Here is a 22279-nt window from a genome sequence, read left to right as displayed (position 1 = left end):
AGTGCTTATCTGAAGCAGGCAGCGATGCCTGCATGACGGCTGATTTTGGCATCCCCGCCGATCGTTGGCCGATCGGCCAGGAGCAAAGGTCCGAACCATGACGCTTCAAACGAGTCAGACCACAGACACACTCGAAGACGAAGGCGATGCCTTCCGCGACGAGTGCGGGGTTTTCGGGATTTATGGCAGGCAGGATGCTGCAGCCGTCGTCACGCTCGGGCTTCATGCCCTGCAGCATCGCGGCCAGGAAGCGGCCGGCATCGTGTCCTACGATGGCAAGCAGTTCTTCGTGGAGCGGCACATCGGCCTGATCGGCGACACGTTCACCAAGCAATCGGTCATCGACCGGCTGCAGGGAAGCCGAGCGATCGGCCATACCCGCTATTCGACGACCGGTGGCGAGGGCCTGCGCAACGTGCAGCCCTTCTTCGCGGAATTCGCCGGCGGCGGGTTCGCCGTTGCCCATAACGGCAACATCACCAATGCGATGACGCTGCAAAAGCAGCTTCAGAAGCGGGGCGCGATCTTCTCGTCGACCTCCGACACCGAGACGATCCTGCATCTGATCGCCGTCTCGAGCGGCACGCAACTGGTCGACAAATTCATCGACGCGATTACCCAGCTCGAAGGCGCTTTCTCGCTGGTTGGGCTTTCGGAAAAGAAGATGATCGGCGCGCGCGACCCGCTCGGCATCCGCCCGCTGGTGCTGGGCGACCTCGACGGCGCCTACATCCTTGCTTCCGAGACCTGTGCGCTCGACATCATCGGCGCGCGCTACGTGCGCGACATCAAGCCGGGTGAAATGGTCATCGTCACGGACAAGGGCGTCGAAAGCCGCTTTCCGTTCGAAAAGACGAAGCCGCGCTTCTGCATCTTCGAATACGTGTACTTCGCGCGGCCCGATTCCATCATCGAAGGCCGCAACGTCTACGAAGCCCGCAAGAAGATCGGTACCGAGCTCGCCATCGAAAGCCCGGTCGAGGCCGATCTCGTCGTGCCAGTACCGGATTCGGGCGTACCCGCAGCCATCGGCTTTGCGCAAGGTTCGGGCATCCCCTTCGAGCTCGGCATCATCCGCAATCATTATGTCGGGCGCACCTTCATCCAGCCCACAGCCGCCATCCGGCACATGGGTGTGAAGCTCAAGCACAACGCCAACAAGCGCATGCTGGAAGGCAAGCGCGTGGTGCTTGTCGACGATTCGATCGTGCGCGGTACGACCTCGCAGAAGATCGTCCAGATGGTGCGCGAAGCGGGCGCACGCGAAGTGCACATGCGCATCGCCTCGCCGCCGACCATGTCGTCCTGCTTCTACGGCGTCGATACGCCGGAGAAGGCGAAGCTCCTCGCCTCGCGCATGTCGATCGAGGAAATGGCGGACTTCATCCGAGTCGACAGCCTCGCTTTCCTTTCGATCGACGGGCTCTACAGAGCCGTCAACGAACCGTCGCGCAACAACGAGCAGCCGCAGTTCTGCGATGCCTGCTTTACCGGCGATTACCCGACTGCGCTCACCGACCATGATGGCGTCGACAATGTGCGCACGCTCTCGCTTCTTGCCAACAACGGATAAGTGACCCCCATGCTCGACCTCAAGGGGCGCATCGCGCTCGTCACCGGCGCGTCGCGCGGTATCGGCTATTTCACCGCGCTCGAGCTGGCGAAATCCGGCGCGCATGTGATCGCCGTTGCCCGGACCGTCGGTGGATTGGAAGAGCTCGACGACGAGATCAAAGCGGTTGGCGGAACCGCCACGCTCGTGCCGCTCGACCTCGCCGACATGAAGGCGATCGATGCGCTCGGCGGCTCGATCCACGAACGCTGGGGCAAGCTTGACGTTCTCGTTGCCAATGCTGGGCTTCTCGGCACAATCGCGCCGATCGGGCACACGAAGGCGAAGGATTTCGAGAAGGTGATGACTATCAACGTCAACGCCACATGGCGGTTGATGCGCACGGTCGAACCGCTGATCAAGGCGTCCGACGCTGGCCGCGGCATTTTCCTGTCGTCAGGCGTTGCCCATTCATGCCGGCCGTTCTGGGGCGCTTATGCGGCCTCCAAGGCTGCGATCGAAACCATGGCGCGGGTCTGGGCGAACGAGTTGGTCAATTTCGGCGTACGGATCAACAATGTGAACCCGGGTGCGACGCGCACTGCAATGCGCGCTCAGGCGGTCCCGGGCGAGAACCCGTCGACCCTGCCCGACCCGCGCGACGTCGCCGCGAAAATCGTCAAGCTTGCGGATCCGGCATTGGCCGAGAACGGCATGCTCTTCGACGTGCGGCAGGACCGCTTCCTCGCCTATCGCGATCCGGAATAATCCGGGTCACAAACGGTCCTGCTCTTCCGTCGAGACCGCTGCTGCTTCCTTCGGCCGGCCATAGGTGCGGCGCCAGGCGCGGTAGCCCATTGGCAGCGTCGCCAGATAGATCAAAGCGGTGACCGCGAGCGTGGCCCAGATATAGCTCATCAGAAGCGCGACGTAGATCGCAATGGCGATCAGCACCGGCAAAACCAGATCGCGGCGGATGCGACCCACGGCCTTGCCGGAGTAGACCGGCAGTCGCGAGACCAGCAGGAACGCGATGAGCGCCGTATAGATAATCGCGGCACCGGCAAAGACGGGTCCTGGTTCGAAGCCGAGATGGCCGAGATAGACCGGCAGCAGCACCAGCATGGCGCCGAAGGGTGCCGGCACACCGACGAAATAGTTCGACTGCCATTTTGCCTTCGGCCGTTCGTCCATCACGTTGAAGCGTGCGAGACGCAGAGCCGCTGCAAGCACGTAGATCAGCGCTGCGATCCAGCCGAACGACTCTGCCTGGTTCAGGAGATAGGCATAGAGAACCAGTGCGGGAGCGACGCCGAAATTCACGATGTCGGCGAGCGAATCCATCTGAGCGCCGAATCGGGATGAGGATTTCATCAGGCGCGCGACGCGGCCATCGACGCCGTCCAGAAACGCCGCGACGAGGACCATGATCACCGCCATTTCCACGCGACCTTCGAAAGCGAGGCGGATGCCCGTCAGGCCGGCGCAGATGGCGAGAACCGTGATGATCGTCGGGATCATCATGCGGAAGGAGATTTCGCGCAGGCGCGGACCCATGCCGCTGTCGGGATCGCTCTCATCGTGGTCGGGATCGAACGAGCTGAAGGGCTGATCTAGAAAATCGTCGGTCTCGGCGTCGTCGCGTGGTCGCTCTGTCATCCGTGGTCCTCGATGTTTTTCGGCCTTCCTTTGCCGAGCAGATCAGTCGCGGCGGGTGACCACCGGGCCTTTGGGCGAGTTGAATTCCGCGATGACCGTCTCGCCGGCGATCGCCGTCTGGCCAATGGCAACGCGCGGACGAGCGCCTTCCGGCAGGAAGACATCGAGCCGCGAACCGAAGCGGATCAGGCCGAACCGTCCACCCGTTTCCAGGCGATCGCCCTCCTCGGCAAAGCAGAGAATGCGGCGGGCGACGAGGCCGGCGATTTGGACAACGCCGATTTCACCGCGGGTGGTCGTGATTACCATGCCGTTACGCTCGTTTTCGGTGCTCGCCTTGTCCAGTTCGGCGTTGAGGAACGAGCCCTTGGAATAGACGATCCGATCGATCGAGCCGGCAAGCGGCGCGCGGTTCACATGGCAATCGAACACATTCATGAAGACCGAGATCCGAAGCATCGGCGCGGCGCCCAGCTCAAGCTCGGCGGGCGGGACGACGCGGGTGACGGCCGACACCCTGCCATCCGCCGGGCTGATCACCAGATCCTCGTCGATCGGCGTTACCCGTTCCGGGTCGCGGAAGAAATAGACGCACCAGGCCGTGAGGATCAGTCCGATCCAGAACAGCCAATCTGCGACGAAGCCGAGAAGGATCGCCGCCACCAGAAATACGGCGATAAAGGGGTAGCCCTCCCGCCGCACGGGGACGAGCACGTTTCTGATACTGTGCCAGACGTCCATGTCTTCTCACTCTCCGCTAACGATGCATGCGGGCCTTCGCCCCGATTGCGATGCGAGGGCTCTAACTCGTTAGCACCTCAGCGGCAACGGTCGGACTGTGGATGGGTTCCTCGAATGCGGGTCGAAGGGATCAGGCAGGGTCGCGCTCGGGCGTTCTGCGACGAACGACCACGCCCAACTCGTCTTCTTCCTGCACCTTCTTGAGCTTCTCTTCCGCTTCGATCGCTTCGCGCTGCCTGTCCCACATGGCCGTGTAGAGACCACCCTGTGCAATCAGGCGGGCGTGGGGACCGCGCTCGGCGATCTTCCCATCCTGCAGCACGATGATCTCATCGGCGCCGATGACGGTCGACAGGCGGTGGGCGATCACGAGCGTGGTGCGGCCCCTGGAGACGAAATCGAGCGATGTCTGGATTTCCTGCTCGGTGGCGGTATCCAGCGCCGACGTGGCCTCGTCCAGGATGAGGATCGGCGGGGCCTTCAGGATCGTTCGCGCGATGGCGACACGCTGCTTTTCTCCGCCGGAAAGCTTGAGGCCACGCTCGCCGACCATCGTGCGGTACCCATCCGGCAGCGACGAGATGAATCGCCCGACCTGCGCGAGATCGGCGGCTTGCCGAACCTCCGCCTCGGTCGCATCGACACGGCCGTAACGGATGTTGTATTCCAGCGTGTCGTTGAAGAGCACCGTATCCTGCGGAACCATGCCGATGACGGCGCGCAAGGATTTCTGGGTCACATCGCGCACATCCTGCCCGTCGATCGTCACGCTGCCCTGCTGCACGTCATAGAAGCGATAGAGCAGCCGCGAGATGGTCGACTTGCCTGCACCCGAAGGTCCGACGATCGCCACCGTATGACCAGCCGGCACTTCGAAAGAAATGCCTTTCAGGATGGGCCGTGCGGCATCGTAGGCGAAATGCACATTGTCGAAGCGGATCGCGCCGGTGCCGACGACGAGCGCGGCAGCTCCGGCTTTATCGGTGATTTCCGGATCGACCTCCAGGAGATCGAACATCTGCTCGATGTCGGTCAGGCCCTGGCGGATCTCGCGGTAGACGAAGCCGATGAAGTTCAGCGGCACGGACAGCTGCATCAGCATCGCGTTGACGAAGACGAAATCGCCGATCGTCTGCTCGCCGCGCTGGACGGCCATGGCCGAGAGCACCATCATCAGTGTCATTCCGATACCGAAGATGACGCCCTGCCCCATATTGAGCCAGCCGAGCGAGGTCCAAACCTGGGTCGCCGACTTCTCGTATCGCTCCATGGACTGATCGAAGCGGTTCGCTTCCATCGTCTCGTTGCCGAAATATTTGACCGTCTCGAAATTGAGGAGCGAGTCGATCGCCTTGGTGTTCGCTTCCGTGTCGGAGTTGTTCATGGCGCGGCGGATGCCGATGCGCCAATCGGATGCGCGGATCGTGAACCAGCTATAGAAAAACACGGTTAAAGCCGTGATGGCGAAATAGGAAAAGCCGAACGCGAAGGCGAAGATCGCCGCGACCATCGCGAATTCCAGGAGCGTAGGCACGGTGTTCAGGATCGTGAAGCGGACAATTGTTTCGATGCCTTTGGTGCCGCGCTCGATGATGCGCGACAGGCCGCCGGTGCGGCGCTCGAGGTGAAAGCGCAGCGACAATTGGTGCATGTGCACGAAGGTCTGGTAGGCCAGGCGACGCACGGCATATTGCCCGACGCTGGCAAAGAGCGCGTCTCGCAGCTGGTTCAGGCCCCACTGCACGATGCGGGCAGCGTTGTAGGCGATGACCAGCATGACGCCGCCGAGCATGAGCTGCGGCACGAAATCCGGCATCTGCAGCTCGCCGTTCAGTGAATCCGTCGCCCATTTGAAGAAATAGGGTACGACGATCAGAACCATCTTCGACAGGACGAGGAACAGCGTCGCCCAGACGACGCGGCGCTTCAGATCCGGCCGAGCGGACGGCCACATATAGGGCCAGAGGTTGCGCAACGTCTGGAGCGGATTGCCGGAATCCGCCGACACAGTTTTCGAGGCCATGGGTATTTACCTTCCGCCGGCACCGACCGGCTCATCACACCGCGCCTTCTTCGGCGCGACGCAGCAACTTTCAAGCAATCCGCCAAGGTCGGCCGCCAGATGCGACACCGCCTGCTCGTCGAGACTGTACCGAGAGGCCTGGCGATCCGGCTGGTAGACGACGAGACCGGCCTGCACGAGCGTGCGCAGATGCTGCGACACGGTCGACTGGGCAAGACCGATTTCCAAGACGACGTCCTTGCAGCAGCACGCATCGCGATGGGCCAGCATGCGCAGGATCTTCAGGCGCACCGGATGGGCAAGCGCTTGCAGGCGCTCGGCCATCGCCGCGTCACCTGCCCCCGCTTCCGACAATGGTCTACAGTAGCTCTTCATCGTTGATCGGCGATATACGATGAACGCGACGGTGTCCAGATCGTATGCAAGCTTATCGACGCCCGGCCGACATTCGCCGGACGCCTAGAGCGAGGCACGCTGGCCGGCTTCAGTCTGCCCGGAGACGATCGCGATGGAGTTGCTCGGAATTCTCCAGCGCTTCGTCGGGAACGTTGAAGATCTGCCCTGGCAGGATGCGGTCGGGATTGGCGATCTGCTGCTGGTTCGCAAGATAGATCGTCGTGTACCGTACGCCCTGGCCATAGACCCGGCGGGAAATCTGCCACAGCGTATCGCCGCGTCGGATGATGACCGAAGCGGGAGACGGCGTCAGAGCCTCCTGTGTCACCGTCACGGGCTCGCCTGCCGGTTGGGCAGCGGCCGTCTCGGTTTCCGCGGGTGCTTGCGCGTCGCTCGATGCGGTATCGGCTTCACCCGCCGGGCTGAAGGCTGGTGACGAGCCGCCGGATGCGGTCGAGGCTTCGCCCGACGGCGCATCGTCCTGTGGCTGGGGCGCGGATGTGTCGGGCGCAGAAGTATCGGGCTCGGTTGCGGCGAGACGATCGGTCCGGCCTGGCGCCGTCGTTTCGCCTCCACTGGCAAGGGCATCGGGCGCGGATGCTTCGAGACGATCTTCGGCAGCTTCGATGGCGGTTGGCGAAGGATCGGTGACGACCGCGATGTCGTCTTCCAGCGACGGGGATTCCGCTGCGGCAATTGCTGCGGCCATGCCGCCTTCGGGCCGATCGAACGGGACCAGAGCGCGCGCGACGACCGTTCCGGACGGATCGATGAGGTCGGCGCGGATGGTGTGCTCTCCGACGCTCAGGGCCATCTGGCCCTCGACGAGGAAGCGCCCTTCGCTGTTGGCGCGGTCGTCGCCGACGAGTTGATCGTCGGCATAGACACGGACTTCCGTGCCGCGCGGCGACGAACCGGCGACGAAGAGCCGCTCGTCTTCGACTTCGACGGCATCGATGCGGACCTGTGCCGTCGTAGCCTCGGGCGTTTGCGCCGCGTCCTGTTGCGGCTCAGGGGCGAGTGCCGCCACATCCGCTTGATCTTCGGCCGCAGTGGGAGCGGCGTCAGCCGTATCGACAGGTGTCTCCGCGGTGCGGGCTGCGCCCTCTTCCTGCTGCGCCATGTCGCTTACGGCATCAGCCGTCGGCGTGGATGGTTCTGGCGTATTCGAAACGTCGGGTGCAATGGTCGTCGTCGAAGCGGCGACGTCGCCCGATGGCTGCGGCATAGCTTCGCCGGTCGCGCTCGGCGCGTTGACGATGCGACTGGCCTCTCCGGGGCGCGTGACCATGGCGAGCAATTCGCTGCCGCCATCGCGCGGAATGCTGATCGTCGCGATCTCTTCGGAAAACACCTGCGGTTCGTCGTCGTCAGTCACGCGCAGCGTAAGCTGATAGTCACCCGGTTCTAGAGGCTCGTCGAACACGGCTGCGAAGTCGCCGCTCGGGCCCACATCCGCCGAAGCGACCACGTCTTCACCGTTCATCACGTCCACGCGCGTACCGGGCTCGGCGCGGCCGGCGATGACGGTGGAGCCGTCAGGCTCGACGCGCAGCAGGTCGAAGCCGGGCTCCGAAGGGTCAGAGCTCGGATCGGCTGCGGTTTCCAGTGCTGCATCCGGAGCCACAGCATCCGCCGCACCGGCAGTCTCGTCAGCGGTTGCTGCCTCAGTCATTTCATCGGTCGGTGCTTGGGCAGTGGCAGCCTCATCGACAGGAGCGGTTTGCTGATCAACGCCGGCTGGCGCTTCCGACGCAGCTTCCTCATCGGCCACGGTGCGATCCTGCCGACCCTCGGCTGTCTGATCGCCGCTCGGCTCGGATGTCGTGGCAGCCGGTGCCGTTTCTGGCGCCGCTGCCGTCTCCTCCAATGCCGCCTGTTCTGCTGCCGGTTCCAAAAAGCGCGGTGCCACGAAGAGCACGCCGAAAGCGATAACCCCCAGCAGTCCACACAGCGCCAGAAGCCCGCCATTCCCCTTATTCATCGATTTTCTCCAAACGGGGCCCGAACCCGTTCAATTTTAATACACGCTAGCGATTTTGGAGACACGTAACAAGTATCGTGCCAATTGCTTCAAATGCGCATCGAATTCAACGAATAACGCGGCTCGGCAACGCTTGACGCACGCGCCTTTGAAAGGCTTCCTCCCCGGCATGACACAATCGATGAAAGAGATTCGCGCCGTCTGCGTTTACTGCGGCTCCCAGCCCGGTCGTAACGGCGTCTACACCGAAGCCGGACGGGCGCTTGGCCGCTCCATTGCCTCGCACGGGCTTCGCCTCGTCTATGGCGGCGGAACGCGCGGCGTCATGGGCGCAGTCGCCGATGGCGTTCTAAGCGGCGGCGGCGCGGTGACGGGGATCATCCCCGAATTTCTCATGGAGAAAGAAGCCACCAAGCAGGCGCTCGGCCAGCTGGACGAACTGATCGTCACCGAGGACATGCACAAGCGCAAGCACACCATGTTCGAACGGGCCGACGCATTCGTCACCCTGCCCGGCGGGATCGGCACGCTTGAGGAAATCATCGAAATCATGACCTGGGCGCAGCTTGGTCGGCACAAGAAGCCGATGGTGCTCGCCAATATCGACGGGTTCTGGGACCCGCTGATCGCCCTGATGGACCACATGGCCGCCGAGGGTTTCCTGCATACGGCGCATCTCGTACAGCCCCTCGTCATCGACAAGATCGACGACATCGTCCCGGCCATCATCGCGGCCGGCACCCAACTCAACGGCAAATCCGGCGAAGCCGACATCATCGACCGGATGTAGAGCCGGTTCGACATCAAAAGCTTTTCGTCTTGGCGCGAGTGACTATGTTGTGGGTTGCCGCACCATCGTCCTCCCGCTGAGAGTATCCCCCGACCCATGGCCACATTGTCCGAGAAGCCTCGTCTTGAAGTTCGCAACGCCGTTGCGGGAGACGTCAAGGCGATCATCGCACTGACCTCGCGCGTCTATCCGGAAGAAACGCCCTATCAGCCGGGCATCATCCGGGGACAGATCAATGCGTTTCCGGAAGGCCAGTTCGTCGCCGTTTTCGATGGCGAGATCGTCGGATATGCCGCCACGCTGCAACTGGCGGAGCGCCAGATCTTCCGCCAGCACACCTGGGACGACATCACCGGCGGCGGCTATGCCAGCCGGCACAATGGTAAGGGCGACTGGCTCTACGGCGTGGAAATCTGCGTCGACCCCGGCCGGCGCCGCGCCAAGATCGGCAAGCGGCTCTACGAAGTCCGTCAGCGGCTGTGCGAACAGCTGGAACTCAAGGGCATAGCCTTTGGCGGTCGGCTCGCCGGCTACAAGCGGTCGAAGAAGGCCTATCCGAAACCAGACGATTATCTCGAAGCGGTGAAGGCACGCGACGTCGAAGATCCGGTGATTTCGTTCCAGATGCGGCTCGGTTTCGAGCCGGCCCGTGTCCTGCGACGCTACCATCCGGAAGACAAGCCGGCGGGCGGCCACGCGGCGCTGATGGTCTGGAACAACCCCTATTTCGATCCGAACGCCGCAACGCAGCCGCTTTCGCATCGCGGACGCGATACCGTTCGCGTCACGACGGTGCAGATTGCCGCGCGCAAGGTCGCGACCCATGACGAGTTCTTCGACCATGTGCGCTATTTCGTCGAAGTCGCGGCCGATTACGGCTCGGACTTCGTCGTCTTTCCGGAGCTCTTCACGCTGATCCTTCTCTCCAGCGAGCCGGAACGGCCGCCATCGGAGGCGATCAAGCGGCTCAGCGCCTATACGCCGGAATTCGTCGAGCGCATGCAGGCGATGGCGCTCGGCTGCAACATCAACATCATCGGCGGATCGCATCCGACGATCGCCGAGGACGGCGATATACAGAACGTGTCCTATGTGTTCCTGCGCGACGGCACGATCCATGCGCAGGAGAAGCTTCATCCCACGCCCGACGAGCGGGAATATTGGGGCATCGTCGGTGGCGACGTGACGGATGTCATCGATACCGACTGCGGGCCGATCGGCGTGATGATCTGCTACGATTCGGAATTCCCGGAAGTGGCGCGGCGCCTCGCCGACCAGGGCGCACGCATCCTGTTCGTGCCCTACTGCACCGACACGCGGCATGGCCATTTGCGCGTGCGCTATTGCGCGGCCGCGCGCGCGATCGAAAACCAGTGCTACGTCGTCACCTCGGGCATCACGGGCAATCTCTCCAATGTCGACAATCTCGACATCAACTACGCCCAGTCCGCGATCCTCACGCCTTGCGACATGCCGTTCGCGCGTGACGGCATCGCGGCGGAAGCAAGCGTCAATGTGGAGATGGTCACGGTCGCCGACCTGAACATCGGCACCATCCAGTGGGCGCGCGCCCAAGGAGCGGTGCGCAACCTGCGCGATCGCCGCTTCGATCTCTATCGCGTGCGCTGGAGCGACGGCGGCTGATCGAGACCGTCACATGACTGTCAGCGGAACCTGATTTGTTCCTATGCTCATAGCAGCGTGGGAACTTGCCGATGTCGATCCGAACGATTCTTCTCACAATTCTTTGGCAGGTGCCGCTCGCTCTTGCTGCCACGGTCGGCTTTGCCCAGGAGCCAATTCCGGCCGATCTCGGTCCGCGTCCCTTCTATCTCGTCGGCGATCTGGAAGATGGCGACCTGAAATCCGCGCTTCAGGCCTGCGAGGCGGGCCCGTTCTACCGCAGCGAATTTTCGATCGGGCACCGCGGCGCGCCGCTGCAGTTTCCCGAGCACACGCGAGAATCCTACGTGGCTGCTGCCCGCATGGGCGCCGGCATCCTTGAATGCGACGTGGCTTTCACCAAGGATCGCGAACTCGTGTGCCGGCACAGCCAGTGCGATCTTCACACCACGACGAACATTCTGGCCACCGGTCTTGCCGGCAAATGCAGCGTACCCTTCACACCGGCGGATCCGCAGACCGGCCGCGAAGCCTCAGCGCAATGCTGCACGTCCGATCTGACGCTAGCGGAGTTTCAGACGTTGCGGGGCAAGATGGACAGCTTCGATGCCGGCGCCGAGACTGCCGAAGCCTATCTCGGCGGCACGGCGGCCTGGCGGACGGATCTCTACGCGCAGAACGGCACACTGATGACGCATGCCGAATCCATCGCGCTCTTTGCCGAGTTCGGCGTGAAGATGACGCCGGAATTGAAATCCCCTGAGGTCGCCATGCCCCATGAGGGCAGCTACACGCAGGAAGATTACGCGGCCCAGATGCTGCAGGACTACCGCGACGCGGGCGTCGCACCGGCGAATGTCTATCCTCAGTCGTTCGATCTGAACGACGTCTGGTACTGGATCGAAAATCATCCCGATTTCGCCGATCGCGTGGTCTATCTCGATGGTCGCGACAGCGACGACAGCTTCGACCCCATGGATCTCGCCACGCTCGATCCGTCCATGGCGGAACTGGCCGAGCGCGGCCTGAAGATCATCGCGCCGCCAATCTGGATGCTGGTGACGACCGACGAGAATGGCACGATCGTGCCGTCGGCTTATGCGACCGCAGCCAAGGACGCCGGCCTCGAGATCATCGCCTGGTCGCTGGAACGCTCCGGCCCGCTTGCCGGAGGTGGCGGCTATTACTTCCAGTCCGTCGCAGATGCCATCAACCGCGATGGTGACGTGCTGGAAGTCCTCGACGTGCTCGCCACCGACGTCGGCGTCATGGGCGTCTTTTCCGACTGGCCGGCGACGACGACCTTCTACGCCAACTGCATGGGGCTCGACTGAGCACCTTTCCGGTTCTCAAGCCGTTTTCGGGCGCCTCAAAAGCGTCGATGTATAGATTGCCAGCGCGATCCAGATCAGGGCGAAAGCCGCAATCTGCGGCCCGGCGAACGGCTCACCGAAGAAGAACACCGCGATCAGCAGCACGAGCGTCGGCACGCTGTACTGCATCAGGCCGATGGTCGCGAGGCGGAGACCCTTAGCGCCGAAAGCGAACAGCACGAGCGGGATCGCCGTGACGGGCCCTGCCGCAATCAGCATCCATGTGTCGAAGGTGCTGCCTGCGAGGAAATGGCTTTCGCCCTGCGCGATGAACCAGCCGATCAGGACGAGTGCGATCGGCGTCAGGATAATGACTTCCAGCAGGAATCCCTGGCTCGGGCCGATCGGCAGCGTCTTGCGCAGATAGCCGTAGGTCGCGAAGGAAAACGCCAGGACCAGCGATATCCAGGGCAGCTTTCCGGCAAAGACCGTGAGAATGATGACGGCGAGACCCGCAAGCGCGATCGCCACCCACTGCAGCCGGCTCGGTTTTTCGCCGAGCAGGAAGACGCCCATCAGCACGCTGATCAGCGGATTGATGTAATAGCCGAGCGAGGCTTCAAGCGCCTGGTTCGAGGCGATCGCATAGACATAGACGCCCCAGTTGATCGAGATGATGATGGCAGTCACCGCCGCCATGGCGACGACCTTTGGCGATCTGAACGCGGTCATCAGGTCTGCGGTGCGGCCGAGCCAAATGAGGATCACGGCGCCCGCCGGTACCGCCCAGAGAATGCGGTGGGCGACGATCTCGACCGGGTTGATGTGGGCGAGCGCTTTCATGAAGAACGGCAGGACGAGACCCCACAGCAGGTAGGCGGCACCGGCCGTGACGAAACCCTGCGCCGTATCTCCGGTTGCTATCGGCGTGTTTGCGCCGGCTGCAGCCGGGCCCGGCGCACCGCAATCTTCTGAGCGTTTCATTCGAAGTACTGCCTACTCGGCGGCGACGCGGCCGGCCTGTTCGCGATTCTTGAGAAGCTTGTAGATGACACTGTCCATCAGCGCCTGGAAGGAGGCATCGATGATGTTGTCGGAAACACCCACGGTCCACCAACGATCCGTCGTCGCGTCGCTCGATTCGATGAGGACACGGGTAATCGCTTCGGTGCCGCCATTGAGGATACGGACCTTATAGTCCACCAGCTCCAGATCGGCGATATCGGCCTGGAATTTGCCAAGATCCTTGCGCAGCGCGATGTCGAGCGCGTTGACCGGGCCCTGCCCCTCAGCCACCGACAGGATCTCCTCGCCATCGACGATGACGCGCACGACGGCTTCCGACACGGTCTTCAGATTGCCGAGCGCATCGAACCGGCGCTCCACCATGACCCGGAAGCTCTGCACCTCGAAGAAATCAGGCACGCGGCCGAGTGTGCGGCGGGCCAGAAGCTCGAAGCTCGCATCGGCCGCCTCATAGGCATAGCCAGACGCCTCGCGTTCCTTGACCAGCGAGATCAACCTGTCGAGCTTCGGATCGTCCTTGGCGACCTCGATGCCGCGCCGCTTCAGCGCGTTGAGGAAGTTCGACTTGCCGCCCTGGTCGGACACCATGACGCGGCGCTGATTGCCGACGCTTTCCGGGTCGACATGCTCGTAGGTCTTCGGATCCTTCAGCAGTGCGGAGGCGTGGATGCCTGCTTTCGTCGCAAAGGCAGACTGCCCGACATAGGGCGCCTGATGTTCCGGGTTGCGGTTCAACAGCTCATCGAAGGTGCGCGAAAGCCGCGTCAGATCGGTCAGCTTGTCGCTGTCGATGCCGAGTTCGAAACGCTCGGCATAAAGCGGCTTGAGCATCAGCGTCGGGATCAGCGTCACGAGATTGGCGTTGCCGCAGCGCTCGCCGATGCCGTTCAGCGTGCCCTGGATCTGGCGCACGCCCGCCTCCACCGCCGCCAGCGAGTTGGCGACTGCCTGGCCCGTATCGTTGTGCGCATGGATACCGAGATTGCCGCCTGGGATACCCGTCTCGATCAAATCCCTCACGATCCGCGCCACTTCGCCGGGCAGCGTGCCGCCATTGGTATCGCAGAGAACCACCCAGCGGGCGCCTGCCTCATAGGCGGTCTTCGCGCATGCCGTCGCGTAGGCCGGGTTGGCCTTGTAGCCATCGAAGAAGTGCTCGCAATCGACCAGCGCTTCCTTGCCGGCAGCAACGGTCGCCTCGACCGAAGCCTTGATGCATTCAAGATTTTCGTCGTTGGAGATGCCGAGCGCGACGTCGACATGGTAGTCCCAGCTCTTCGCCACGAAACACACCGCGTCGCCCGCCGCCTGAATGAGCGCCGCAAGCCCCGGATCATTGGACGCCGAGACCCCTGCCCGCTTCGTCATGCCGAAGGCGACGAAGGCGGCCTTTTTCGTCCGCTTCTTTTCAAAAAACGCCGTGTCGGTCGGGTTGGCGCCGGGATATCCGCCTTCGACGTAATCCAGCCCGAACGTGTCGAGCATCGACGCGATCAACGTCTTGTCTTTGACCGAGAAATCGATACCGGGCGTCTGCTGCCCATCCCGCAACGTCGTATCGAAAAGGTAGAGGCGTTCGCGGGTCATTGCCGGCGCTCCAGCAGGCGGGCCGACGCCCGATCCTCGTTTGCACGTCCTCGTGCGCTGCGCTTCTGCGGGCGTGCGGGCGTCTGTTGCCCATCCCGCAACGTCGTATCGAAAAGGTAGAGGCGTTCGCGTGTCATGATGCGCACCCTGCAAATCTGTCCGTCGCGCGGATCAGCTGATCGAGGATTCCCGGCTCGGTGAAGGCGTGGCCCGCACCCTCGACGATGTGGAATTCGGCTTCCGGCCAGGCCTTGTGCAGCGCCCACGCGAAACGCAGAGGGCACGGCATATCATAGCGGCCATGAACGATGACACCCGGAATCCGCCGGATCTTGTGCGCGTCGCGAATGAGTTGGCCATCCTCCAGCCAACCGGCATGGACGAAGAAATGATTCTCGATGCGCGCGAAGGCGAGCGCGAATTCGTTCTGGCCGAACACGGTGCTGGTTTCCGGCTCCGGCAACAGCGTGATCGTCTCTCCTTCCCAGACGCTCCAGGCCTTGGCGGCGGCAAGGCGCGTTGCGGCATCATCGCTCGTCAGGCGCTTGCGATAGGCGTTTAGCATGTCGCCACGTTCGGCTTCGGGAATGGGCTCGACGAAGCGCTCCCACTTGTCGGGAAACATCTCCGAGACGCCGAAGCGATAATACCAGTCCATCTCCGCCTTCGTCAGCGTGTAAATGCCCCGGAGCACCAGTTCCGAGACGTGCTCTGGATGGGTCTCGGCGTAGGCAAGAGCGAGAGTCGATCCCCAGGATCCGCCGAAGACGAGCCATTTGTCGACGCCGACCATGGCGCGCAGACGCTCGATGTCGCCGACCAGATGCCAGGTGGTGTTGGCTTCCAGTTCCGCGTGCGGCGTGGACCGGCCGCAGCCACGCTGATCGAACAGCAGCACGTCGTAGCGCGCGGGATCAAACACCCTGCGCTGCTTCGGCGAGATGCCGCCACCTGGCCCGCCATGAAGGAAGACGGCGGGTTTCGCGCCTTTCGTCCCGACGCGCTCGTAATAGATCACATGGCCGTCGCCCACATCGAGCGTGCCGGTCTCATAGGGCTCGATTTCGGGATAGAACCCGCGCAGTGCACTCATCGGTCATCGCCTTCCAAACGCCAGCGATCGGTGTCGTGATCCGGATGCTGGTAGGACCGGATCGATTGGAGGAAGGGGTTCTCGGCCTCGTCGTCGGCGGTCGTGCGTACCGGAAGCGCGTTCAGCCCGTCCACATAAGGCAGCTTGCCTTCCACCCCGAAGACGATCTCAGGCGCAATCGCGCTCGGATCGTCGAAGGCCCCGATGGACAATGCCGGGCCGTCCGGCGCCTCATAGGTCAGTGGCGTGCCGCACGCGGCGCAGAAGCCCCGCTCCACATGGTTCGAAGAACGATACCGCGCCGGCTCGCCACGGCTCCAGACGAGGCTTTCCGCCTCCACCGAAACCAGCGGCGCAAAGAAATTGCCATACGCCTTCTGGCACATGCGGCAATGGCAGATCGACGCCTTGCCGAGCGCGCCGCGCACGTGAAACCGCACCGCCCCACATTGGCACCCGCCGGAAAATTCGGGCGTGGAGGAAAGGGTCATCGCTTGACCTCCCATGTGGTCACGCGCTCGCCGGTGGCGGGATCCTTTCCGTCCTTCAGCTGAACGCCTTGCGCCAGAAGCTCGTCGCGAATGCGGTCGGCTTCGGACCAGTTCTTGTTCGCGATGAAGACAAGGCGCTGCGAAATTATCGCTTCAACATCCGCTGCGCCAAACTCGGCAGAGAATGTCAGAGCCTCCATCTGCTCGTGGTAGCGGATGGGAGATAAACCTAGAATTGCCAATGCGATGAGGCCCGCAGGCGTACCTCGGCCCGATCCACTCACAAGCTCTGATACGCGATTGACTGCTGGATAGAGATTCAGGTCATCACGCAGATAGGACATAAATAGTTCGTCGGGCTGAGCATCCAAATCTGCCTGTGCTTCGTCGACATCCTCGGCCCATCCTCGAAGCAGCGCCTCGGCCTCCTCCAGCCGCCTCACGCTGAAATCTATCGGCTCGCGGTAATGCGTCATCAGCATGGCGAGGCGCAGCACCTCGCCCGGCCACTTTCGGCCGCCGAACTTTTCGGTTTCCAACAATTCGTTGATGGTGACGAAATTGCCCTCGCTCTTCGACATCTTGCGGCCTTCCACCTGGAGGAAGCCGTTGTGCATCCAGATGTTGGCCATGACGTCCGTGCCGTGGGCGCAACGCGACTGGGCGATCTCGTTTTCGTGGTGAGGGAAGATGAGGTCCAGGCCGCCGCCATGGATATCGAAGGTCTGGCCCAGATAGGCGGCCGACATGGCGGAGCATTCGATGTGCCAGCCGGGACGGCCGCGGATGGCGAGGCTGCGGGAATCGGACATATGGAAATGCGCGTCCCAGCCGGGCTCGTCGGCGGAGGATTCCTTCCACAGCACGAAGTCGCCGGGGTTCTTCTTGTGGCGCTCGACCGCAACACGGGCGCCAGCCTGCTGGTCTTCGAGCCTACGGTTGGAGAGCTTGCCGTAGTCGCCCATCGAAGAGACGTCGAACAGGATTTCGCCTGCCGCGTCATAGGCATGGCCGCGGCTGATGAGAGATTGAATCAGGCTCACCATGTCCGTCTTGCCGTCCGGTCGTGGCAATACGAAATCGGTCGCGCGGGGCTGGACCGTCGGCGCCAGGCAACCGAGCGCCTTCGCGTCGGCCTGGAACTGCGCCTCGGTCTTTTCGGTGACGGCGCGGATCGCCTCGTTCAGCGGCAGGTTCGGATAGTCGCGCAGGGCCCTCGCGTTGATCTTGTCGTCCACATCGGTGATGTTGCGGACATAGGTGACGTGATCCTCGCCATAGACATGGCGCAGAAGCCGGAAGAGCACGTCGAAGACGATGACGGGGCGGGCATTGCCGATATGGGCATAGTCGTAGACCGTCGGCCCGCAGACATACATGCGCACATTGTCGGGATCGATGGGGGCGAAAGCCTCCTTCGTCCGCGTCAGGGTGTTGTAGAGCTTGAGTTCAGGCCTCTCGCCCATCGGTGACAATCTCCCGTGCCTGCTGGCCGGGGCGTTTGTCGTCTTTCGATAGTGCTTAGGACGAAACGAGCCGGGCCAGCGATGTCGCTAGCAAATAATGATCCGGCAAATGCAGGTGGCGAAGGCGCCATGACGCTGTTGCATGGGGCCAAGCTTATCGCGCCTTGCCGCGGTACGGTCAAGCCTTCGTAGATCTCGTCAAAAAGTGGCGAGGGTCACCCGTTCAGGGGATGGACAGCGCGCCGGTGCCAGCGCTTTGTCGAAGCTTGCCAGTTCATCGTCCCGGCCCGTCAAAGTGCCCCAATCACTGGGCCGGTCACTGACCCGGTGTGTGTCGCAAAAACCGCACCGGGTCTTTCTTTCCGAGCTGTCCGCATTTCCCGCAAAATGTCGTGATTAGTAAGAATCACTTGCATGTAAGCATCGGCCTACGGAGGAAAAACAATGAACGGCAATAACCCGCGCCAAGCGGACAATGGAAATGCGCAACAAGAGCCCGAACGCGTCTCGCTCGAAAAGCGCTACGGCTCGATCGGCTGTGCCGCGGTGAAGGCCGCGACAATGGTTTCAAGCAAGAAGCCGACAAATGCACAGGATCGGTTCCGGCCGAAGGCTGTCCGCGACCACGATTGATCCGGCGATAGCGCGTCAGAGGCGCGCGATCAGTCCGGCTGCGATCAGCCACATGACGCAACCGATGATGACATCGAGCACCCGCCAGGCTGCGGGTCTGGCAAAGAGCGGCGCCAGCAACCGCGCGCCATAGCCGAGAGCAAAGAACCAAACGAAGGACGCCGTCATGGCCCCGGCGCCGAAGGCGATCCGTGCCCCATCCTCATAGCGCGCCGAAAGCGAACCGATGAGGAGCACCGTGTCCAGGTAGACGTGGGGATTGAGGAAGGTGAAGGCGAGACATGTGCCGAGCGCCTGTTTCAAGCTCGTTCCCCCTTCGCCGTTCAGGCGCATCGCCTCCGGCCGCATGGCGCGCCGAAACGCCAGAAACCCGTAGGTGATCAGAAACAGAGCGCCGCCGATGGTGACGGCGAGGATCAGGCTCGGTGCATTGCTGATGAGCGTGCCAAGACCGGCAACGCCTGCAGCGATCAGCAGCGCATCCGACAGCGCGCAGACGAGGCAGAGGATGAAGACGTGCTGGCGCAGCAGACCCTGACGCAGGATGAAGGCGTTCTGCGCGCCGATCGCGACGATCAGGCTGCCGCCCAACAGGAAGCCGGAAAGCGCCGGTAGAAGAATGGGGTTCATGGGAAGACCAGTCAGAAGAGGCTGAGTTGCGCGCCGCCCGGCTTTTCCGAGGCCGCCTCGTCCGCTGCGGATCCCGGCGGTTCGGTGATGGGCTCGATCTTCACCTGCAGCGCCGAGTTGTCATTGGCCACCGCGTTGACCGCTTCGGAGACGGGGATCGCCTCGAAGAAATCGTCCGACACCGGCCGTAACAGCTCCGCCACGTCGCGTGGCTCCTGGGTTCGGCAATCGAGCCAGCGTGCAAAGTCTCCCGGCTCGATCACGACGGGCATCCGGTCGTGGATGGACGACAACGCGGAATTCGCAGCGGTCGTGAGGATGGCGGCCGTGTCGATCTCGCCGCCCGCTGCATCCGCATAGGTTTCCATCAGGCCGGCAAAGGCGATCACGCCGCCGCCTCGGGGCCGTATCCAGAAAGGCTGGGAGCGCGCCTTGCGGCCCTCGCCACGGCGCCATTCGTAAAAGCCCGAAGCGGGCACCAGAACGCGGCGATGGCGCATGGCAGCCTTGAACGCCGCCTTCTCGGAAGCCGTCTCGGAACGCGCATTGATCAGCAGCGGAAATGCCTTGGTGTCCTTCACCCAGCGCGGCAGAAGCCCCCATCGAACCAAAAGCGCTTTCCTGTCCGGGCGGTTGGAGCCTTCATTGGCCGGCTCCGTCGCCTGCACGATCACGATCGGCTGGGTCGGCGCGATGTTGTAGCGGGGCGGAAAGTCCTCCAGCTCCATGAGGCTGAAGAATTCCCGCACCTCTTCCGGCATCGCAGAGAGCGCAAAACGACCACACATCATCGAGCGATGACACCGGCGCTGCCGCCGGTCAAGCGACGTTTGAACCTGGCTTTCGCCCGCGAATGGCTGGTGGCCTCGGCGAGTTCTTGTCCTATGCTTCGCGCCTCAAACTCTGAAATTTAAAAAGGCCCAATGACACGCGATTCCAAACATGCATCGATCGCCGAACCACGCGATGCTGTCTCGACGATCCTTGTCGATGGCTCGCGCGTGCTTCTGGTGAAGCGCGCCAATCCGCCGGCGCAGGACCTCTACGCGTTTCCAGGCGGCCGCGTCGACGACGGGGAGGCCCTGGAAGATGCGGCCCTGCGTGAACTGCGCGAAGAGACAGGCCTGATCGGCACGGCGCCTCTGCCGTTCAAGAGCTACGACCTGAAGGAGGTCGATGAGGACGGGCGTGTCACCAGCTGGTTCAGTCTCACGGTCTTCAAGGCCACACTCGATCCGATGGGTCCGTCACAGCCGATCGCCAGCGACGATGCCTTGGAAGCAGACTGGTTCGAGGCCGAGGACGCCAGAGCATTGCCGATGCCGCCGAGCGTGCGCGAATGTCTGGTGGAACTCGGACTGATCCGCCTTAGCCTCGACACGGAAAGCTGATAACGCTCAAACAAATGCCGCTGACAGGGACAGGAAAGACGATTCGCTTGCCGCACTCTCCGATCGCCGCCGCTTTTGCTGCCCTCCTGCTCGGAGCTTTGCTTTCGTTGCCGATCGTTCTGCCCGGCGCAGCGCAAGAGCCCGCGGCTCCAGAGGCGACGGAAAGTCCCGGCGACGAGACGACCGTACCAGCACCGACGGCCCCACCTCCTCCGGAAGTGCCTTATGACGACCGCCTGATCCGGCTTTCGGAAATCGTCGGGTCGGTGCACTACCTGCAGGCGCTGTGCCGGCCGGAGCCTGCGAGCGACGCCGAGGAGGGCCAGGAGGCTGTCTCGTCGAGCGACGAGTCCGACTGGCGCGCCCTCATGGAACAGCTGATCGCCGCGGAGGCTCCGGAAGCAGCCAGAAGCGCGCGGCTGACGGCAGCGTTCAATCGCGGCTACCGCAGTTTTGCTTCGGTCTACACCCGCTGCACACCATTGGCTGAAGCGGCACGCGCCAGATATCGTAGCGAAGGCGCAACACTGGCATCTGAAATTATCGCAAGGTTCGGGAATTAGGGCCTTGTTAACCTCTTTTGGCGCTCAGGCGTCCCGTTTTGGGAAGTGGCGTGCTAGAGCTTAACGAAACGGAAATATGGATTCTCGCCCATGGCCATCGCCACCGAACATCGCCTCAACGAGATTGACGAGATGATCGTGCATGAAAAGATGCAGGTCGCGCTCGAGCACCAGAACGATGCCTGGGCCGATGGTGTGGCCGATGGGATCGAACCTGAAATCCTCGTCGATGCGGCTTTGGCGACAGCGATGCGCGAAACCGTTCGCCTCTACGGCGAAGAAGGTGCGGACGAACTGCTCGCGGACCTCAAGGAGCGACTGCTGGCCGGCGAGTTTTCGCCCGATCGCGCCCTGCAGTAGAACCAAGGCCTCTCCGACCAAAAGTTTGTCGCCCTTGCGGGGCTCCTCGCCCAACGCTACCTGTGCCGAGCGCCAGGAGATTTTACGGGAGCTCTGCCCTCATGCCGATCGTCACGTTGAAAGATCGCGCCGTTCTTCGCTTTGCCGGATCCGATGCCGAGCGGCTTCTTCAGGATGTCCTGACCCCTGATCTCGATGGTCTCGCCGCAAGCGATGCCGTTGGAGGCGCGCTTTTGACGCCCCAGGGCAAGATCATGTTCGACTTCGTCATCGCGCGTGATGCGGATACGGGCTTCCTGATCGACATCGATGCTGCCCATGCCGATGATTTCGTGCGTCGCATGACGCTCTACCGGCTGCGTGCCAAACTGGAGATGGCGCGCGCTGACGATCTGCATGTCGCGGCGATCTGGCAGGAAGAGCCACCGCAAGGCGCGCTGCGCGACACGCGGTTTCGGGGCACCGAGACTGTTTATCGCCTTTACGGACCGCTGCACGAGCGGGCGACCGGGTCGGCGGAGGACTATACAAAGCTTCGAATCGCGAATTCCGTCGCGGAACTCGGCGCCGACTACCCGCCTTCCGATGCCTTCCCCCACGACGTTCTGATGGACCGCAATGGCGGGGTTTCCTTCAAGAAGGGCTGCTTCGTCGGCCAGGAGGTCGTGTCGCGCATGCAGCATCGTGCCACGGCGCGTCGACGGCTGGTGCGGGTGTGCGGGTCACAGGAACTGCCGACCGGCGACACCGAAATCACCGTCGATGACCGTTCGATCGGCACGCTTGGCAGCCGTTCCGGCGCCGAGGGGCTTGCGATCGTGCGCATCGACAAGGCCGGGGCCGCGATCGCCGCAGGCAAGACCATTCGCGCAGGCGACCAGTCGGTAAAAGTTCGTCTGGCAGACTGGACCGGCCTCAGCTTCCCGACCGATCTGCAGGCCAGCGAGGCCTGACGCCC

At 62.8% G+C, this 22279-nt stretch carries 23 protein-coding genes; 10 read left to right on the top strand and 13 right to left on the bottom strand.

Annotation, left to right across the window (positions count from 1 at the left end):
- Positions 1–97 precede the first annotated feature (97 nt).
- Both purF and GC125_RS09670 read left to right on the top strand, forming a co-directional pair.
- Positions 98–1573, top strand: coding sequence for an amidophosphoribosyltransferase (gene purF / locus GC125_RS09675; protein ID WP_151985484.1), 1476 nt, complete (start codon positions 98–100; stop codon positions 1571–1573).
- Between the two features lie 9 nt (positions 1574–1582).
- Positions 1583–2320, top strand: coding sequence for an SDR family NAD(P)-dependent oxidoreductase (locus GC125_RS09670; RefSeq protein ID WP_151985483.1), 738 nt, complete (start codon positions 1583–1585; stop codon positions 2318–2320).
- Between the two features lie 6 nt (positions 2321–2326).
- Here the strand turns inward: GC125_RS09670 and pssA are convergent, their stop codons facing one another.
- From pssA to GC125_RS09645, 5 genes are all read right to left on the bottom strand, one after another.
- Positions 2327–3211, bottom strand: coding sequence for a CDP-diacylglycerol--serine O-phosphatidyltransferase (pssA, locus tag GC125_RS09665; protein ID WP_151985482.1), 885 nt, complete (start codon positions 3209–3211; stop codon positions 2327–2329).
- Between the two features lie 42 nt (positions 3212–3253).
- Positions 3254–3952: a phosphatidylserine decarboxylase gene (locus GC125_RS09660; protein ID WP_151985481.1), complete on the bottom strand. Its 699-nt coding sequence runs from the start codon at positions 3950–3952 to the stop codon at positions 3254–3256.
- A gap of 130 nt (positions 3953–4082) precedes the next feature.
- Positions 4083–5975, bottom strand: a complete 1893-nt coding sequence (locus GC125_RS09655; protein WP_151985480.1) for an ABCB family ABC transporter ATP-binding protein/permease — start codon at positions 5973–5975, stop codon at positions 4083–4085.
- A gap of 6 nt (positions 5976–5981) precedes the next feature.
- Positions 5982–6299 carry an ArsR/SmtB family transcription factor gene (locus GC125_RS09650; RefSeq protein ID WP_151987755.1) on the bottom strand — a complete coding sequence of 106 codons (318 nt, stop codon included), beginning with the start codon at positions 6297–6299 and terminating at the stop codon, positions 5982–5984.
- A gap of 160 nt (positions 6300–6459) precedes the next feature.
- Positions 6460–8355: a LysM peptidoglycan-binding domain-containing protein gene (locus GC125_RS09645; protein ID WP_151985479.1), complete on the bottom strand. Its 1896-nt coding sequence runs from the start codon at positions 8353–8355 to the stop codon at positions 6460–6462.
- Positions 8356–8524: 169 nt separating this feature from the next.
- Here GC125_RS09645 and GC125_RS09640 point away from each other — a divergent pair, with 169 nt between their 5' ends.
- From GC125_RS09640 to GC125_RS09630, 3 genes are all read left to right on the top strand, one after another.
- Positions 8525–9145: an LOG family protein gene (locus tag GC125_RS09640; protein WP_151985478.1), complete on the top strand. Its 621-nt coding sequence runs from the start codon at positions 8525–8527 to the stop codon at positions 9143–9145.
- A 96-nt stretch (positions 9146–9241) separates the two neighbouring features.
- Entirely contained in the window at positions 9242–10789 is a 1548-nt protein-coding gene (locus GC125_RS09635; protein WP_151985477.1) for a carbon-nitrogen hydrolase family protein, read from the top strand.
- Positions 10790–10860: 71 nt separating this feature from the next.
- Positions 10861–12102, top strand: coding sequence for a glycerophosphodiester phosphodiesterase family protein (locus tag GC125_RS09630; RefSeq protein WP_151985476.1), 1242 nt, complete (start codon positions 10861–10863; stop codon positions 12100–12102).
- A 15-nt stretch (positions 12103–12117) separates the two neighbouring features.
- Here the strand turns inward: GC125_RS09630 and rarD are convergent, their stop codons facing one another.
- The 6 genes from rarD to cysS are packed head-to-tail and all read right to left on the bottom strand — an operon-like array spanning position 12118 to position 17744.
- The gene (gene rarD / locus GC125_RS09625; RefSeq protein ID WP_151985475.1) at positions 12118–13065 is read right to left on the bottom strand and encodes an EamA family transporter RarD; all 948 of its coding nucleotides are present in this window, start codon (positions 13063–13065) and stop codon (positions 12118–12120) included.
- 12 nt (positions 13066–13077) lie between these two features.
- Positions 13078–14694 carry a citramalate synthase gene (gene cimA / locus GC125_RS09620; protein ID WP_151985474.1) on the bottom strand — a complete coding sequence of 539 codons (1617 nt, stop codon included), beginning with the start codon at positions 14692–14694 and terminating at the stop codon, positions 13078–13080.
- Positions 14691–14831, bottom strand: a complete 141-nt coding sequence (locus tag GC125_RS09615; protein ID WP_151985473.1) for a 2-isopropylmalate synthase — start codon at positions 14829–14831, stop codon at positions 14691–14693. Before GC125_RS09615 ends, cimA begins: the two co-directional genes overlap by 4 nt.
- Positions 14828–15787, bottom strand: coding sequence for a prolyl aminopeptidase (gene pip, locus GC125_RS09610; protein WP_151985472.1), 960 nt, complete (start codon positions 15785–15787; stop codon positions 14828–14830). Before pip ends, GC125_RS09615 begins: the two co-directional genes overlap by 4 nt.
- Positions 15784–16278 carry a GFA family protein gene (locus GC125_RS09605; protein ID WP_151985471.1) on the bottom strand — a complete coding sequence of 165 codons (495 nt, stop codon included), beginning with the start codon at positions 16276–16278 and terminating at the stop codon, positions 15784–15786. Before GC125_RS09605 ends, pip begins: the two co-directional genes overlap by 4 nt.
- A complete protein-coding gene (cysS, locus tag GC125_RS09600; RefSeq protein WP_151985470.1) occupies positions 16275–17744 on the bottom strand; it encodes a cysteine--tRNA ligase in 1470 nt (489 codons plus the stop codon). The genes GC125_RS09605 and cysS overlap by 4 nt, the downstream gene beginning before the upstream one ends.
- Positions 17745–18188: 444 nt before the next feature.
- Here cysS and GC125_RS09595 point away from each other — a divergent pair, with 444 nt between their 5' ends.
- Positions 18189–18377 carry a hypothetical protein gene (locus GC125_RS09595; RefSeq protein WP_151985469.1) on the top strand — a complete coding sequence of 63 codons (189 nt, stop codon included), beginning with the start codon at positions 18189–18191 and terminating at the stop codon, positions 18375–18377.
- Positions 18378–18392: 15 nt separating this feature from the next.
- On the opposite strand, the gene GC125_RS09590 is transcribed toward GC125_RS09595, so the two are convergent.
- Positions 18393–19007: a LysE/ArgO family amino acid transporter gene (locus GC125_RS09590; protein ID WP_151985468.1), complete on the bottom strand. Its 615-nt coding sequence runs from the start codon at positions 19005–19007 to the stop codon at positions 18393–18395.
- A gap of 11 nt (positions 19008–19018) precedes the next feature.
- Positions 19019–19795 (bottom strand): SOS response-associated peptidase, encoded by a 777-nt coding sequence (locus GC125_RS09585; RefSeq protein WP_151987753.1) that lies wholly within the window; start codon positions 19793–19795, stop codon positions 19019–19021.
- Positions 19796–19930: 135 nt separating this feature from the next.
- Here GC125_RS09585 and GC125_RS09580 point away from each other — a divergent pair, with 135 nt between their 5' ends.
- From GC125_RS09580 to ygfZ, 4 genes are all read left to right on the top strand, one after another.
- Positions 19931–20398 (top strand): NUDIX hydrolase, encoded by a 468-nt coding sequence (locus GC125_RS09580; protein WP_151985467.1) that lies wholly within the window; start codon positions 19931–19933, stop codon positions 20396–20398.
- Between the two features lie 86 nt (positions 20399–20484).
- Positions 20485–20961: a TIGR02301 family protein gene (locus GC125_RS09575; RefSeq protein WP_502706090.1), complete on the top strand. Its 477-nt coding sequence runs from the start codon at positions 20485–20487 to the stop codon at positions 20959–20961.
- Positions 20962–21051: 90 nt separating this feature from the next.
- Positions 21052–21321, top strand: coding sequence for a hypothetical protein (locus GC125_RS09570; protein WP_126010810.1), 270 nt, complete (start codon positions 21052–21054; stop codon positions 21319–21321).
- Between the two features lie 101 nt (positions 21322–21422).
- Complete coding sequence (ygfZ, locus tag GC125_RS09565; protein ID WP_151985465.1) at positions 21423–22274, top strand: CAF17-like 4Fe-4S cluster assembly/insertion protein YgfZ; 852 nt, start codon at positions 21423–21425, stop codon at positions 22272–22274.
- The last annotated feature ends 5 nt before the right edge of the window (positions 22275–22279 follow it).

Source organism: Rhizobium sp. EC-SD404 (assembly GCF_902498825.1).
Taxonomy (GTDB): domain Bacteria; phylum Pseudomonadota; class Alphaproteobacteria; order Rhizobiales; family Rhizobiaceae; genus Georhizobium.
The sequence above is the reverse complement of the archived record's forward strand: the minus strand, read 5'-3'. Positions and strand labels throughout refer to the sequence as shown.